At 48.6% G+C, this 15,069-nt stretch carries 16 protein-coding genes; 6 read left to right on the top strand and 10 right to left on the bottom strand.

Going from position 1 to position 15,069, the window contains the following annotated elements; genetic code table 11:
- Positions 1 to 6 precede the first annotated feature (6 nt).
- The 3 genes from GXP22_00080 to GXP22_00070 form a co-directional block, all read right to left on the bottom strand.
- The gene (locus GXP22_00080) at positions 7 to 624 is read right to left on the bottom strand and encodes a 4Fe-4S dicluster domain-containing protein (GenBank protein ID NOX07889.1); all 618 of its coding nucleotides are present in this window, start codon (positions 622 to 624) and stop codon (positions 7 to 9) included.
- 86 nt (positions 625 to 710) lie between these two features.
- Positions 711 to 2,933: a hydrogenase iron-sulfur subunit gene (locus GXP22_00075; GenBank protein NOX07888.1), complete on the bottom strand. Its 2,223-nt coding sequence runs from the start codon at positions 2,931 to 2,933 to the stop codon at positions 711 to 713.
- Between the two features lie 3 nt (positions 2,934 to 2,936).
- On the bottom strand, positions 2,937 to 4,223 hold the full coding sequence (locus tag GXP22_00070) for a CoB--CoM heterodisulfide reductase iron-sulfur subunit A family protein (GenBank protein ID NOX07887.1): 1,287 nt from the start codon (positions 4,221 to 4,223) through the stop codon (positions 2,937 to 2,939).
- A 323-nt stretch (positions 4,224 to 4,546) separates the two neighbouring features.
- On the opposite strand from GXP22_00070, the gene GXP22_00065 reads away from it, so the two are divergent.
- From GXP22_00065 to GXP22_00040, 6 genes are all read left to right on the top strand, one after another.
- Entirely contained in the window at positions 4,547 to 5,362 is an 816-nt protein-coding gene (locus tag GXP22_00065) for a CbbQ/NirQ/NorQ/GpvN family protein (GenBank protein ID NOX07886.1), read from the top strand.
- A gap of 42 nt (positions 5,363 to 5,404) precedes the next feature.
- A complete protein-coding gene (locus tag GXP22_00060; protein NOX07885.1) occupies positions 5,405 to 7,522 on the top strand; it encodes a nitric oxide reductase activation protein in 2,118 nt (705 codons plus the stop codon).
- Positions 7,523 to 7,605: 83 nt separating this feature from the next.
- Positions 7,606 to 7,953 (top strand): thioredoxin, encoded by a 348-nt coding sequence (locus GXP22_00055; protein NOX07884.1) that lies wholly within the window; start codon positions 7,606 to 7,608, stop codon positions 7,951 to 7,953.
- A gap of 27 nt (positions 7,954 to 7,980) precedes the next feature.
- Complete coding sequence (locus GXP22_00050; protein NOX07883.1) at positions 7,981 to 8,397, top strand: YjbQ family protein; 417 nt, start codon at positions 7,981 to 7,983, stop codon at positions 8,395 to 8,397.
- Positions 8,398 to 8,583: 186 nt separating this feature from the next.
- Entirely contained in the window at positions 8,584 to 10,545 is a 1,962-nt protein-coding gene (locus GXP22_00045) for a sulfatase-like hydrolase/transferase (protein ID NOX07882.1), read from the top strand.
- On the top strand, positions 10,538 to 10,894 hold the full coding sequence (locus tag GXP22_00040; GenBank protein NOX07881.1) for a diacylglycerol kinase: 357 nt from the start codon (positions 10,538 to 10,540) through the stop codon (positions 10,892 to 10,894). The genes GXP22_00045 and GXP22_00040 overlap by 8 nt, the downstream gene beginning before the upstream one ends.
- Before the next feature lie 20 nt (positions 10,895 to 10,914).
- Here GXP22_00040 and GXP22_00035 read toward each other — a convergent pair whose 3' ends face one another.
- The 7 genes from GXP22_00035 to GXP22_00005 form a co-directional block, all read right to left on the bottom strand.
- On the bottom strand, positions 10,915 to 12,117 hold the full coding sequence (locus tag GXP22_00035; protein NOX07880.1) for a hypothetical protein: 1,203 nt from the start codon (positions 12,115 to 12,117) through the stop codon (positions 10,915 to 10,917).
- A complete protein-coding gene (locus GXP22_00030; protein ID NOX07879.1) occupies positions 12,071 to 12,295 on the bottom strand; it encodes a hypothetical protein in 225 nt (74 codons plus the stop codon). The genes GXP22_00035 and GXP22_00030 overlap by 47 nt, the downstream gene beginning before the upstream one ends.
- A gap of 2 nt (positions 12,296 to 12,297) precedes the next feature.
- Entirely contained in the window at positions 12,298 to 12,537 is a 240-nt protein-coding gene (locus tag GXP22_00025; protein ID NOX07878.1) for a hypothetical protein, read from the bottom strand.
- A 26-nt stretch (positions 12,538 to 12,563) separates the two neighbouring features.
- A complete protein-coding gene (locus GXP22_00020) occupies positions 12,564 to 12,770 on the bottom strand; it encodes a DUF465 domain-containing protein (GenBank protein NOX07877.1) in 207 nt (68 codons plus the stop codon).
- Positions 12,771 to 12,856: 86 nt separating this feature from the next.
- The gene (locus GXP22_00015) at positions 12,857 to 13,159 is read right to left on the bottom strand and encodes a DUF3301 domain-containing protein (protein ID NOX07876.1); all 303 of its coding nucleotides are present in this window, start codon (positions 13,157 to 13,159) and stop codon (positions 12,857 to 12,859) included.
- Between the two features lie 15 nt (positions 13,160 to 13,174).
- On the bottom strand, positions 13,175 to 14,596 hold the full coding sequence (locus GXP22_00010; GenBank protein NOX07875.1) for a Glu/Leu/Phe/Val dehydrogenase: 1,422 nt from the start codon (positions 14,594 to 14,596) through the stop codon (positions 13,175 to 13,177).
- 26 nt (positions 14,597 to 14,622) lie between these two features.
- Positions 14,623 to 14,910, bottom strand: coding sequence for a segregation and condensation protein A (locus GXP22_00005; GenBank protein NOX07874.1), 288 nt, complete (start codon positions 14,908 to 14,910; stop codon positions 14,623 to 14,625).
- Positions 14,911 to 15,069: the final 159 nt, after the last annotated feature.

Genomic DNA, 15,069 nt, shown 5'->3' with positions numbered 1-15,069 from the left:
ATTTCCTCAGTTTCCTGCTTGTGCCATCTTGTTGTCTTCGATTTCCTGCGCCTTCTTGAGGATGGCGTGTAAACCGCTCTTGTCTTTACAGCTATGCCCTACGAAGAACTCCATTGGGCTCATGCGTTTGGTCATCATCATGCCCATACCAACATCCTTCATCTTCAGCGAGGTCTTGATACCTTCGGCAAAGCCATTCATGAAATACAGTTGTATGCCCAGACGTAGTTCGTTAACACGACCGGTCTTGGTCAGGTTGTCCCAGAATAACTGGGCAAACTTGGCGGTGGGCTGATTCTTCGGTGCAATGCCGAGCTTCTTGGCATAATGCGCCAGACCATGCATGATATGAGTGATGGGTAACTCACGTGGGCAACGCACGATACAGTTGTAACAGGAGGTACACATCCACATGGAATTGGAACTCAATACCTCGTCACGTTTACCGGCACGAATCATCATGAACAGCTCTTGTGGCGGGTGATCCCAATGGGGCCCCATGGGGCAGGAGCCGGCACATACGCCGCACTGCATACACATGCGTACCCATTCACCTTCTTCAACATTGTCGGCAACTTCCTTGAGGAAGTTGTTGCGATATTTTTCTACTACTGCATTACTCATATTATGCTCCCGTAGGCACGAATTGCTCCGTGTTACCTCCAGCATTGACGTAAGGTATCTTACGTCAGATTATCATCTAAATAACATTAGAACTTGAATGGACTCATGCCGATCTTGTCAATGGTTTCAGCCATCTCGTTAATCAGTCGTGGTGCACGTTCGATATCGGTGATTGCGATCTCGTAGGTCTCGACACGCTCTGTCTCCAGATTCAGTGTCTTCAAGGTCTCATCAATCTTGCCCATACGTTCGTGAGCTAGTTCGGAACCCTTGACGAAGTGACACTGGTAGTCGTCACCCTTCTTGCAACCCATCAGGATAATGCCGTCATAACCACTGTTCAATGCATCGGTGATCCAGATGGTGCTGGTGCTGCCGAGGCAGCGTAGTGGGATCACTCGCGTCCATTGACTGTAATGGTTGCCATTACTGGCGGCCATATCCAGTGCCGGGTAGGCATCGTTTTCACAGGCGAGTACCAGGATACGTGGTTTTTCATCGAACTCATCCGGGATATCAACGGTCTTGATCTGTTGACCAACGGTCTCCACGGAATAGTTCTCAAACGAGATAACACGTACCGGACAGGCACCCATACAGGTACCACAGCGACGACAACGCGCCTCATTGTAGACCGGGTAACCCTTTTCATCTTCGTCGATAGCACCAAACGGGCACTCGACTGTGCAGCGTTTACACTGGGTACAGCCTTCCTTGCGGAAGGTTGGGAAGGATAGATCACCGGAACGTGGATGTGCGGCTCGACCAATTTTGGAATTCTCCAGCGCCTGTATTGCCTTCAGTGTCGCACCGGTTGCATCCTCCATTGCCTGTGCCATGTCCATGGGACGGCGTACAGGGCCGGCGGTGTAGATACCGGTACGACGGGTCTCATAAGGGAAACAGATAAAGTGAGAGTCATTAAAGCCATGCTTCAAGTGAGGCAGATCCTTGCCCTGGCGATAATCCAGGTTAAGAATGGAATCAACGGTCACCTCAGGTGCGGCTTCATCGTCGGTAGCGACGGCGGGTAATGAGATATCAACCCCCGAGTTTGGCAGCAGACCGGTTGCCAGCACCACCAGATCAACCGAGCTATTCACCTCTTCGTTGAGGATCAGATCCTTGAATTTAACCTGTACATCACCACCTGAAACACTGACCTCACTCACTTCACCCTTGGTGAAGGTAATGCCGCGATCCTGACCGCTGCGGTAGAAATCCTCACCACCGGCACCGGGGGTGCGCAGATCGGTATAGATAATATTGGTATCAATCGCTGAGTTCTGATCCTTGAAGTAACTGGCCTGTTTGATCGAGGTCAGACAACAATGACCGGAACAGTAAGGCAGATGGCCTTCTTTCTCACTACGTTGACCGGCACACTGTACAAAAACAACGCTGCTGATTTCTTTGCCATCGGATGGACGCTTGATAGCACCGCCATCGGCAGCCTTAACCAGACGTTCGAGTTCCATCTGATCAATGACGTCAGGACTGTCCTTGTAACTGAATTCAGTCAGTTGATTGGCATCATAAGGTGTGAAGCCGGATGCCATGATGATGGCACCAAAGTTTTCAGTGACAGTAGAGCCGGATTCAACGCTGATATCAGCCGAGAAACGACCCGGCGCACCACTGGTCTTGCTGACGGTGGAGTTTAGATGCACGGTAATATTGTCATCAGACTCGATAGTCGCAATCATTGCGGCAATGCCGGTGTCCTGCGGGCCATCAAACGGGGCACGGGAAGGGATACGCTTGCTGAAATCAGCTGCGGCACCACCTAAGTGGTCACTCTTCTCAATCAGGCTGGACTTGTAACCGGTTTTAGAGGCCTCAATTGCTGCCGTCATGCCGGAGATACCGCCACCAACGATCAGGATGCTGGCGTTACCCTCACTCTCGCCGCTATTGGATGGTGGTGTGGAATACTTCGCCTCAGCACAGCCCATGCGGATGTAGTCATCACCCATTTCCTGCGTGGTTTCGCGGGATTCCTCATTATCAGGGCGCACACGGATCACGCCTTCGCGCAGGTTGGTGCGGATAATGACGACATTCTCGAAGCTAAAGGCCTCAACCTTTGAACGACGCGAACAGGCAGCGATAACAACGCGATTAACACCTTCGTTGTCAATATCACTCTGAATCATGGCAACACCTTCGGCGTTACACAGGAAATCATGCTCTTTAGTAATAGCGGACTTGCCATCGCGTGTTGCGGTGGTGGCAAGTTGTGAACAATCCAGACGTGACTCAATGTCACAGCCCTTACAGATATAGGTTCCGATCTTCATGTCAGACATAACTTAACCCTCTGCCCTGGAGACTTTATTAATGACCTGAATGGCACGAAGTGCACTAGCGGTCGCATTTTGTACGGCACGGTTAACGTCCAGCGCATCGCTTGAACAACCGGCGGCGAAGATACCCTGATCGCTGTCATCGGCATCAATGAAGCCATGCTCGTTGACAGTCACCTGTGTTGGCAGGCTATCCGCTGCAACACTGGGCTCCATGCCAATCGCCAGCACAACGAGGTCATGCGGGTTGCTGTAACGATGGTAGCCTTCGGTGTCGACACCATTTAACACTGGGTTACGGGTATCACGATCCTCGGTGATGTTGGCAACCTTGGACTTGATGAAGGTGACATGCTCATCTTCCTTAACCTTACGATGGAAGTCATCGATACGGTCAATGGCGCGGATATCAATATAGTAGACCGATGCTTTGTAATCCCCTTCCAGCTGTTCAGCCAGATAGGTGGTCTGCTTCAGGGTTGCCATGCAGCAGACGCGTGAACAATGTTTTAGATGGTTACGGTCACGCGAACCGGCGCACTGAATGAAGGCGATATTGCTCGGTGTGGCACCATCGGATGGACGCTGGATCTTGCCGCCGGTTGGGCCCTGTGGGTCTAACATGCGTTCAAATTCCAGGCTGGTGATCACGTTGTCATAACGATCATAGCCATAAGGTTGAATCTTGTTGGCATCATAAGGACGCCAGCCGGTGGCCCAGATGATGGCACCGACATTAAGTGTGGTCTCTGTTGCCTGTTCGTCCAGATCAATGGCACCATATTTACAGGCGGCCTTGGCGGCTTCAGCCTCATCGGTGCCGATAATACGTGAATCCAGTACATAACGTTGTGGATAGGCCATATCAAACGGGAGATAAGCGCCCTTGCGTTTGCTCTTGTCAAAGTCGTAGGCATTATCAAATTCGGTCTCGACCACATCACCACAGGCACCGCAGGCGGTACAGTTGGCATTGACATAACGTGGGCTGGTCTTGATGATGACGCTGTAATTACCGGCGTCGCCTTCAACCGTGCTAACCTCAGCCATGGTCAGGATACGCAGGTTCTTATTCGCCTTTAAGCGGCGTAGATTGATCTCCATGCCACAGGAAGGGATACAAAGCTTGGGGAAATATTTGTAGAGTTGGCTAACTCGGCCACCTAGAGACGGGTTCTTTTCAACCAGTATCACCTGTTTGCCACATTCCGCGGCCTCCAGGGCTGCTGATAGACCGCTAATGCCTCCGCCTACCACCAGAATGGTCTGGTTGGTTGCGATTACCTCAGACATGGTTCTTCCTCCTGTGAATAACAACATGGATAACTGTTATTCAGTTTGTTTAGAGTATGCCCCTGCCGATTCGTTTGAATTGTAACCGGAGCTTGCTCGAGAATTTGGATCGTTTATCAACGACATTTAACGCGTATACAATACAGTATCTATGGTATAGAGGCTAGCGACAATGAGAGGTTTTTTATCGAATCTCCGAATGCTGGGATAGAATAAATGTATAGGTGTGAAAGGTAGAGTGCGTACCACGCACCAAATAATCTATGCTAGAATGCGCCTTTAACCAAGTGATTTACTCAAGTATTAAGGCAAGAGACTCTCACATGACACAGGCACGCGCATTAAAGATTGAAGAAAACATTCTTCGTGAAGAACCTTATTACGAACCTGTCGGTGATGAGATTGCACTGTTTGAAAGTGCCTATCGTAACCAGATTCCATTATTGCTGAAAGGCCCCACAGGTTGTGGCAAGACTCGTTTTATGGAATACATGGCATGGCGGCTGCAACGACCATTGATTACGGTGTCTTGCCATGATGATCTGACCGCTTCGGATCTGGTGGGAAGGTTTTTGGTAACGGCAGGTGAAACTCTCTGGGTCGATGGGCCCTTGGCACGCGCCGTGCGTAATGGTGCCATCTGCTACCTGGATGAAGTGGTAGAGGCGCGCAAGGACACAACAGTCGTTATTCACCCACTGGCGGATGATCGCCGCATGTTACCGATGGAAAAATCCGGTGAGTTACTGGAATCGGGGCCGGAGTTCTGTCTGGCAATATCCTATAACCCAGGCTATCAAAGTATTCTCAAGGATCTCAAACAGAGTACCCGTCAGCGTTTTGTGGCACTGGAGTTCGATTATCCGAGTGCCGAGCTGGAAGCGATGATAGTCAGTAAGGAAACTGGGATAGATCTGGATCAGGCACATCAACTGGTGCGTTTTGCACAAATGACGCGCAATCTCAAAGGTAGCGGTCTGGAAGAAGGCGCAAGTACCCGCCTGTTGGTGCATGCCGCCAAATTAATGGTCGACGGGATTGCCCCGGCAACCGCCTGTCGTGCCTGTATTGCCCAGGCATTAACCGATGATCCCGAGATGCTGGCCGCCGTTAGTGAGTTAAGTGCAGCTGTTTTTTAACTTTCAAGAGCTCTGACCCCTTGAAATAAATAGGAACTATCTATGCCTCGCCCTGCCCAAGCACCACTAACACCTGATATCCTGCATGAACGTATTGCCGTCATCCTGATGTCGGATGTTGAAGCAGATGAGACTATCGATGTGGTCGTTGGTCTGAGTCGTGCACAACAGGAATTTGTCCTGCATTGGGCCGAGGCGACTGCACGCACCAGTTCGGGGCTTGCCTATCAGTTTATTGCCCATGCGAATCGTGCCCTTCAGTGTATGAATGAAGAGGGTGTTGAGTCGTGGCTGGTGCATTGTATGGATGTCTACGACACCTCCGGTCTACATGCGGCGGTATGCGTTATTCAATCACTGGATGAATTCTCCGCGCAACGGGAACGACGTAAAAATGCGCTGGGTCTTGAATCGGTGCGTCAGGTGCTAGAGACCTTTGTCTGTGGACTCGGTGGACGTGCGTTGAAGATTACCGTGGGTGAGACGGTCTACACTGATACCGAGACCATTTTTTTGCCTGAATATATTAGTCATGGCGATAATCGTGCTGAACACTTTGATCATTATAAGGTGTTGGCGGTGCATCAATGGGCGCAGTGCATGTATGGCACCTGGCGCATTGACCTGGAACAGGTCTTACTGGTTTATGCCAATCCTGATCGGGCATTGGCTCTGTTTTATATGTTGGAAACCGTGCGTTTAGATGCTTGCATTGCACGCGATCTACCTGGTATCTATCGACAGATGCAACTCATCAAGGCTGGCTTGCAGCCTGAGTTACAAGTGCCACCACGGGTGTTGGAAAAGCTTGAACATGTTGATGCTTGTGTCGAGTCTGTTGTGGAATTGCTGCATAGTCTGTATGTCAGTGTTACCCCTGTTGTGTTGCCTTATCAAGGAGAGTTATTCCCTGATAAGGTCAAGGCGGTGCGTGATGCCCGTCTGGCGCAGGATTACTCGGGTTTTCGCAAGACGCTGGCGCAGATGGCGGATGAATACCAACAGGCACAGGATGAAGAGGATGTGCTTGCCAATGTGTTACCAACGATTGAATTGCGTACGGTTGAAAGTGAGTCAGGCGAGATGAACCAGGTATTTGAGCTGGAAGGTCAATTGATGGCACCCCCGGATGACGTCAAAGGCACACTGGCATCGATCATGCAAGATCTCGGTATGATCCCGGATGAATATCTGCATGCCGCCGGTGATGGGGGTTATTATGCCGGCGTGATTGAAGAGGAGGCATTGAACCCCGAGGACGTGTGGAAGGGGACCTATCATGAGGAGGGTGCCTTCTTGTATAATGAGTGGGATTTTAATCGTAAATATTATCGCAAGAATTGGGCAGTGTTGCGTGAGCTGGAGGTGCATCCGGTACATGATGGTTTTGTCGCCGACACCTTGAAAAAGTATCACGGTTTGATTGCTGAGTTACGGCGTAGTTTTGAGGCCTTGCGTGGCGAGGATCGCCTGCTTAGAAAACAGCCCTTCGGAGATGATGTCGATATTGATGCGCTGGTTGAGGCGTATGCGGATGTGCGTAGCGGGCTGGAGATGAGTGATCGTTTGTTCACCCGCAAGCGACGGCTGGATCGTAATATTGCAGCACTGATTATGGTCGATATGAGTGGTTCTACCAAGGGCTGGATCAATGATGCCGAACGTGAGGCGCTGGTGTTGTTGTGTGAGTCGCTGGAGTCACTCGGTGATCGCTATGCGATTTATGGTTTCTCCGGGATGACGCGTAAACGCTGTGAAGTCTATCGTATCAAGTCCTTTGATGATGCGTATGATAATGAGGTGCGTGCCCGTATCAGTGGTATTAGTCCGCGTGATTATACTCGTATGGGTGTGGCGATTCGGCATTTCAGTTATTTGTTGAATGAGCAAGAGGCGCGTACGCGTCTGTTGATTACCTTGTCGGATGGTAAGCCGGATGACTATGACGGTTATCGTGGAGCCTATGGTATTGAGGATACGCGACAGGCTCTTATTGAAGCACGACAGGAAGGGATACATCCCTTTTGTATTACTATTGATACCGAGGGTGCTGATTATCTGCCACACATGTACGGCGCGGTGAATTATGCCGTGCTGGATGATGTGCGCAAGTTACCGTTGAAGGTGTCGGAGATTTATCGACGTTTAACCACGGCTTAATGGAATGGTGCGTGGTGCGCACTTTACAGGTAGGGTGCGCACTGCGCACCAAGGTTTTTAAATGAATATGAAGAGCGGTAATTATGACTGGACAGAACGAAAATATTTTTGATATCAACCTGGAAGACTTTGAAGAGCAGGTGATACAACGCTCTCATCAGCAATTGGTGTTACTGGACATGTGGGCTGACTGGTGTCCGCCCTGTATTGTGATTGCGCCAATTCTTGCGCAATTGGTTGAAGAGCATAAGGGGTCTGTAGCATTGGCCAAGATTGAGGTGGACGAGGGTAGGAATATGAAGATTGCCGGTCGTTATCATGCACGCGGTTTCCCTACTATTATTCTGTTTGCCAAGGGTGAAGAAGTGGAGCGTTTCAGTGGTGCCAAACCACTGGGTTTTGTGCGTAATCTGATTGATCAGCATCGTTAAGTTTGCTTGGAACGGGATATAAAAGGTATGGTAAAACAGGAAATTTTAGTTATAGCAACCCAGGGGCGTTCCACCATTGATATTACCTGCAAGGTGCAGGCACTTATTCGTGAATCCGGTATCTCATTGGGGGTATGCAATCTTCTTATTCAGCATACCAGTGCCTCATTAATGTTGTGTGAGAATGCCGACCCCGATGTGCGGCATGATCTGGAGACCTTCATGTCTGATCTGATCCCGGATGGCGATGATCGTTTTCGACATCAGAATGAAGGTATCGATGATATGCCTGCGCATATCCGAACCGTGTTGACTAATCCCGATCTCACCATTCCTGTTAGTGATGGGCAATGTGGTTTGGGTAACTGGCAGAGTATTTATCTGTGGGAACATCGCGCACAGTCAAATAAACGCCAGGTTATGGTGACGATTTATGGTGAATAATCATTACTGTCCCGTTAACTCAAGAGATAGGGATTGTTCTTCTCTAACAGAGACCGATGCCCGCATGGACGCGGGCATCGAGCCTACAGGGATGTATTCACGGCGGGTCTCTGTTAGAAGGAGAGCAATTCCTGTCTCGACCTTACTGGGGCAGCAGTGGTGAGTAATAATAAAAAAACAGGTGGTATGACAACACCGCTATCATCACGCTATCGCCTGGTTGCGGTGATCTTTGTTGTCGCAATGTTGATCTTCGCTATAACGCGAACCCTTCTTGCCTTTATGAGCCCGGTTGATGCGGAGCTTGATTTATCGACGGTGATGGCTGTTTATGCAGGAGGTCTCCTGTATGACATCGCATTCTTTGGCTACGCGCTGATACCCGTTAACCTCTACTTATTGTTATTACCTGAACGCCTGTGGCATTCCTGGGCTAACCGATGGTGGGTGCGTCTTTGTTGTTTCGCTGTGATATACGGTCTGCTTTTTATTGTGGTGGCAGAGATATTATTCTGGCTGGAGTTTCAGGTTCGTTTTAATTTTATCTCGGTTGATTATCTGGTCTACCGACGAGAGGTGACCAATAATATCCTGGAGTCCTATCCGGTCTTTACCATCCTGTTTGTGCTGTTGTTTATTACGGCTGGAATCTATCGACTAGCAATGCCGTTTATCGAACAGGGACTGGAGCAATATGAGTCCCTGCGTCGGCGCAGTGTTTTTGCCTTGATACTCTGGTTGTTGCCACTGGTGAGTTATGTCTTGCTGGATTCTAATTTAAGGGATATCCCGAATAACCATTATCAGAAGGAGTTGTTGTCCAATGGGCCCTACCAGTTTTTTGCTGCCTTTCGAAATAATGAGCTGGAGTATTCCGGGTTTTATTTTACTTTGGATGATCAGCAGGCATCAATGATCTTGCGTAAGGAGGTGCTGGAGGCCAACGCTCATTACAGTGATAATGAATTATTCAGTATCCGTCGCCAGATCAAAAATGATAAGGCTGTTGGGGATCGACTGAATATTATGCTGGTGATGATAGAAAGTCTGAATGCCAATGCCTTGACCCACTTTGGTGGTAAACGAAGGCTCACGCCTTATCTTGATGGCTTGCTACAAAAGAGTCTGTCTTTTGATCGTTTTTATGCTGTCGGTACACGGACTACGCGCGGACTTGAGGCGGTTACCCTGTCGATACCACCGACACCCGGTCGTTCTATTGTTAAGCGTCTAGGACGAGAGTCTGATATGTGGTCGTTGGGTAATGTCCTTGCTGCACAGGGTTATGATGTTGCTTTTCATTATGGCGGTTTTGGTTATTTTGATAATATGAATGCCTTTTTTAGCGGTAATGGTTATCGTATTGTGGACCGATCCAGTGTGCCGGATGAGATGATTGGTTTTGCTAATGCCTGGGGAATGTCTGATGAATACCTCTACACAGCAGCACTGGCATCAGCTGATGAGGCCTTTGTACAAGGGAAGCCCTTTTTTTATCACATTATGACAACCTCTAATCATCGACCCTATACCTATCCGAGTGGTCGTATTGATATTCCTTCGGGTAGTGGTCGTCATGGTGCCATCAAGTACACCGACTGGGCGATTGGTGATTTTATCGAACGGGCACGCAGTAAGCCCTGGTTTGATAGTACCCTGTTTGTCTTTATGTCCGATCATACCGCAGGTAGTGCGGGCAAGATGGCGTTACCTGTCAGAAAGTATCATATTCCTTTTTTCATCTATAGCCCGCGTTATATAAAGGCGCAGCATGTTGACAAGATTGCCAGCCAGATTGATGTGGCACCGACTTTGTTGGCGCTGTTGGGAGTGGACTACACCTCTAATTTCTTTGGCAAGGATATCTTGTCCATGAGAGCGGAGGATGAACGCGCCCTTATAGGTAATTATCAGCACCTGGGCTTATATACAAAAGGTTTATTATCGATAATTAGTCCAAAGAAAATTCTTAGTCAACAGATAAAACCTGAGGATAAGGAATCTCTGGTTATTGCTGCTGATAAGGATGATATCTCTATGCAACGTGCGCTAGCTTATTATCAGGGGGGTAGTTATATTTATGGTCATCATTTGAATCAATGGGTGGCGCCATCGAATATTAAGGGAGTGGCTGATCCGCATGACTGAAAAACGTAGAGGTCTTTCCCGTATTTTGTATGCGGCATTATATTCTGTGCAGGGTCTAAAGGCGGCATGGCAATCCGAGGCCGCATTTCGACAGGAACTGATAGCTTGTGCAATTTTATTGCCGCTGGTTTTTATGTGGTCTGACAATGGGGTGGAGCGTGCATTGTTGATCGGGAGTCTGTTCCTGGTGCTGATTGTGGAGCTGCTTAATTCAGCAATAGAGAGTGTGGTGGATCGTATTGGCAGTGAACAACATGAACTGTCCGGTCGCGCCAAGGATATCGCTTCAGCTGCGGTATTGATTGCACTGATACAGGTGCCGGTGGTTTGGTGGTTGATATTGTTTTGATTAGAGGTTCATTGAGTTCTTTAATCAAAATGGATATGAATCTCTTCCACATCCTTCATTAGCTGAATCGCCTTTTCGAGATCAATCTCATCATTGTTATTCTCTTCCTGCTCAAGCAGGGTCTGCCATAATTCTTCTTGTTCCATTAGCGTGTAGCTGCCATCTTCCCGGTGCACCGATGCCGCCCAGGGGACAAATTTAGTTAACGGGAAAAGTTGCCCCTGTTGTGGTGATATGTCAATATTCAGGCCGGATATCAAAACTACATTTTTATTTTTGTAGGCATGTTCCTTGATGATGCTGCGGAAACTGCGTTCAAACTCAATGCGGGTGTTGATGCAGGCAGCAGCCAACATCGGGTTGGCTGAACAGATAATGACAGGCATCTGGCTGAGAAGGTTTATTTCCAGATGGTCACGACCTTCCTTATCATACTGCATCTCTTTTTTGAAACTGAATAATTCAGGACTCAGTTGATCCATGATGGGTGTCTTGTGTTGTTCCTGCCAACTGTCTATATTCATTTTATGAACAAATTCGGGGGTGGCAAGATAACCTTTTGCTGTGCTCCAGCTTTGTGTGCAACGGGGATAACCGTATTCATCATATTGAATAATCTTGTCTTGGTATAATTCGAGTCCGGCTGCTTTTTGTTTTTCTATCAGCTGATTATCGATGATGACATGGTATTGTCCCTCTTTCTTGTGCAGAAAAATATTGTTGCGGGCAAATTCGTATTCTTCCAAATACCAGTTGAGTACGCTCTCAATCTTGCCACAATTAGTGCTGATATCATTATTGGCAGTCTGTAATCGACGATAGTCACCAAAGGTTCGGGTCTGTGGATCATAGCCGACATGGCTGGCCTGGATGATAACAGCATCTTTGCCGTGTGTGGCATGAGGACCATGTCGGTCAGTTGCGACAATACCACCAACGTGGCCATGATTAAAAGGGAAGGCACCAAAGTGTTTGGCAATCAGGATGATGGGATAGCCCTGGCTTTCATCCGAACAGAATGCACGTGAGGGGATGATCTTGCCGGGAGTTAGCCCCAGTGTCTTGCAAAAATTATAAAAACGAGGAATGAAGCTGCTATAACGCAACATATGATTCTCGATCTTGAAGTCTCTTAGGTCTTGCTGGATGGCTTGTCGGTTAATGACTGCGCCCTCCCTAAGTGGGTTCCGGTCCCAGGATAAATTGCTGTGGGATAAAGCCATGATCCTCCAGAGTATCCGCCAGTTCCTCCCAGCCGGAGTCCGGGTATTCTTCTTCAACCTTGGCAATCAGGCCGGTAACAGTGCGATATGCTTCGTGTTCCTCATAGTCATCCGGGATTAGTAATAGCCTGATATCTTTCGAGTTGCTGGCAGGTAACAGCATTATCTTTTTGGACATGGTTATTTTTCCCATTCCCTGACGACGGTTTTTTCACGCACCTGCATCAGGGTCTCCTCGGCCTCTAGTTCTGTACCGGCAAAGATGACCTTGAACTCATGGTTATCCTCGGCGGGTTTATTTTTGCGCATCTCGCGCGCAGCATTCTTTGCATCCTTGAAGACATCAAAGCGATCCAGCAGATCCAGTGTTTTTAACAAGGGTTTGGGTGCAGGGGTGATTTTGTAGATAAAATAAGGCATGGTTTCAGTCTTTCAGTTGTTGTTTATCAGGCATCCAGGTCAGGGATGAGTTTGCTTTCCAGTTTTGCAATAATATCCTTTAATAGCAACTTTCTCTTTTTGATGCGGCATATCTGTAGTTGATCGATAGCGGTATCTAGCATAATGCGCTTGAGCAGATCATCCAGATCCTGGTGCTCCAGCTGTAATTCATTGATGCGCAGCAGGAGATCATTGTTTTGTTCGTCCATCAAGATTCCTTGTTAAAGTACCACAATTGCAGGGGAGGCACCACGGTAGAGTATGTCCCATGGGTAGGGTGCGGATCACACACCAATATTTATTCCTTAGCCGCCAGATGAAATGCCTCAATTTGGTTTCCTAGCATAATGATAATCCCTTCGTGACGTGTTTCACCGGTATTACTGTATTCAAAGTGGTATATGCGGCGTAGGTTAATGCGGCCCTGTGAATTGCGTTTGAGTCTGATGCTACGTGCGGCTACCGTGCCATCGAGAAATTTAACTCCCTGACGCTCGCAGAATGTATTACATATTGTGTTGGCATTTTCTCGCGCACTCAAACTATCAAGCCAGAACCAGGCGATGAAGATCAGGATAATCCAGGGGACAATATCAATCATCGCTCAGCACTTTACCTAGAATACACCCACATCAATATAGGAGCGGGCAATTTTGCGAATGGCAATCACATAGGCGGCGGTGCGTAGATCCTCGATCTCGGGGGTTTCTATTATGGCGTTACGCATCTCCTGATAGGCCAGACGCATGGTGTCATCTAGTCCCGAAAGCACCAGATCAATCTCGCCTGCACCACGCACAAAGCCCTGACGTTCCATATCCTGTATATTAGTACCCGTTGCCTTTTCCAGTAGGGCTGCGTATTGGTTATTGCGTATTTCATCATGTCGGCGTTGCATACGGCCAAAACGGATGTGGGAGATGTTTCTAATCCATTCAAAATAGGATACGGTGACACCGCCGGCATTAACATAAAGATCAGGTAACATGATGATGCCCCGTTTCTTCAGGATTTGATCGGCACCAAAGGTGACCGGGCCATTAGCGGCTTCAACAATGAGCTTGGCCTGTATGCGTTCGGCATTCTCGCTGGTGATCTGTCCCTCCAGGGCAGCAGGGATCAGGATGTCACATTCCATTTCCAGGGCAGCAGCACCATCTTCATTATATTCACAACAGGGACAACCGGTGATGGTGCCGTTCTCTACGATGTGGGTGTGCAGATCATCAATATCGATACCCTTCTCATTGTAGACCACCCCGTCACGTTCGATAACGGCGATGATAACGGCACCATCCTCTTGAGACAGAGCGCGTGCGGCATGGTAACCCACATTACCCAGCCCTTGTATTACAACACGCTTTCCAGCAATGCCTGCACTTAGCCCAGCCTTACTGATATCCTCCGGGTGACGGAAGAACTCACGAATGGCATATTGCACACCGCGCCCCGTCGCCTCAATGCGTCCTTGAATACCGCCTTGATGCAGGGGTTTTCCGGTAACACAGGCTTGATAATTGATGTCTTCCGGGTGTAGATGTTTATAAGTATCGGCAATCCATGCCATCTCACGTTGACCGGTGCCCATGTCGGGGGCAGGGACATTCTCGGATGGGCTCAGAAAGCCCTTGCGTACCAGTTCTACCGTGAAGCGCCGGGTGATGGCCTGCATCTCGTCACGATCATAATTGGCAGGGTCAATGACCAATGCACCTTTTGAACCCCCGAAGGGGACATCAACCAATGCACACTTGTAGGTCATTAAGGCGGCGAGCGCCTCAACCTCATCCTGGTCGGCATGAGGGGCGTAGCGGATACCACCTTTGGCAGGCAGACGATGGGTGCTATGCACGGCACGCCAGCCAGTGAATATTTCGATTTTGCCACGAATCTTGACTGGAAAGCGAACCTGCAATACAGAGTTGCAGCTCTGGATGGCCTCTGCAACATGTGGTTCCAGACCCATGGCATGAAACGCTCGATTAGACATGTGCTGAACATTTTGACAGAAGGAGAGTTCGGGTTGTGACATGGGCATGATCCTTTATGTGGGTATGGGGCTACTTATGAATTTTTACCTTTATTGCCCGAAGTGTCCAGTTGCACGATAACATTGCTACTCGGTTCATCCGTATAGCGTGGGCGATGGTCGTGGCTACGTCCGGAATCTTCTATTAGCTCGTGCTCACGTACGGTAATCAACGATAGACAATCACGTATGCCTTGTATGGTATTGTCCGATAATTGATGTTTGAAGCCAGGGCGGGTGAAGGTATCTTTAGCGACATCGGTCAACACGCGTTTCATTACCCGCAGGATTTGTTCTTCTTTGGAGGCTTTATTTTCACTCATGTTTGTTCTCAGAATTAATAGCGATGACATAATATAGCACTGATAGAGCACAGGCACACTCCGAACCGAGGTAGGGTGATGAGATGGTCTCCTCCCCCCTTTAATACGGCGTCGTAATGCGCCATGATGGAAGTTCAACATACCATCAACATAAAGAAA

The organism is Gammaproteobacteria bacterium, assembly GCA_013151035.1.
Lineage (GTDB): Bacteria > Pseudomonadota > Gammaproteobacteria > JAADJB01 > JAADJB01 > JAADJB01.
The sequence above is the reverse complement of the archived record's forward strand: the minus strand, read 5'-3'. Positions and strand labels throughout refer to the sequence as shown.

What these genes read in the sequence shown, in the direction of transcription:
- GXP22_00080 (NOX07889.1), bottom strand. Translation starts at nt 624, where the DNA reads ATGAGTAATGCAGTAGTAGAAAAATATCGCAACAACTTCCTCAAGGAA.
- GXP22_00075 (NOX07888.1), bottom strand. Translation starts at nt 2,933, where the DNA reads ATGTCTGACATGAAGATCGGAACCTATATCTGTAAGGGCTGTGACATT.
- GXP22_00070 (NOX07887.1), bottom strand. Translation starts at nt 4,223, where the DNA reads ATGTCTGAGGTAATCGCAACCAACCAGACCATTCTGGTGGTAGGCGGA.
- GXP22_00065 (NOX07886.1), top strand. Translation starts at nt 4,547, where the DNA reads ATGACACAGGCACGCGCATTAAAGATTGAAGAAAACATTCTTCGTGAA.
- GXP22_00060 (NOX07885.1), top strand. Translation starts at nt 5,405, where the DNA reads ATGCCTCGCCCTGCCCAAGCACCACTAACACCTGATATCCTGCATGAA.
- GXP22_00055 (NOX07884.1), top strand. Translation starts at nt 7,606, where the DNA reads ATGACTGGACAGAACGAAAATATTTTTGATATCAACCTGGAAGACTTT.
- GXP22_00050 (NOX07883.1), top strand. Translation starts at nt 7,981, where the DNA reads ATGGTAAAACAGGAAATTTTAGTTATAGCAACCCAGGGGCGTTCCACC.
- GXP22_00045 (NOX07882.1), top strand. Translation starts at nt 8,584, where the DNA reads ATGACAACACCGCTATCATCACGCTATCGCCTGGTTGCGGTGATCTTT.
- GXP22_00040 (NOX07881.1), top strand. Translation starts at nt 10,538, where the DNA reads ATGACTGAAAAACGTAGAGGTCTTTCCCGTATTTTGTATGCGGCATTA.
- GXP22_00035 (NOX07880.1), bottom strand. Translation starts at nt 12,117, where the DNA reads ATGGCTTTATCCCACAGCAATTTATCCTGGGACCGGAACCCACTTAGG.
- GXP22_00030 (NOX07879.1), bottom strand. Translation starts at nt 12,295, where the DNA reads ATGTCCAAAAAGATAATGCTGTTACCTGCCAGCAACTCGAAAGATATC.
- GXP22_00025 (NOX07878.1), bottom strand. Translation starts at nt 12,537, where the DNA reads ATGCCTTATTTTATCTACAAAATCACCCCTGCACCCAAACCCTTGTTA.
- GXP22_00015 (NOX07876.1), bottom strand. Translation starts at nt 13,159, where the DNA reads ATGATTGATATTGTCCCCTGGATTATCCTGATCTTCATCGCCTGGTTC.
- GXP22_00010 (NOX07875.1), bottom strand. Translation starts at nt 14,596, where the DNA reads ATGCCCATGTCACAACCCGAACTCTCCTTCTGTCAAAATGTTCAGCAC.
- GXP22_00005 (NOX07874.1), bottom strand. Translation starts at nt 14,910, where the DNA reads ATGAGTGAAAATAAAGCCTCCAAAGAAGAACAAATCCTGCGGGTAATG.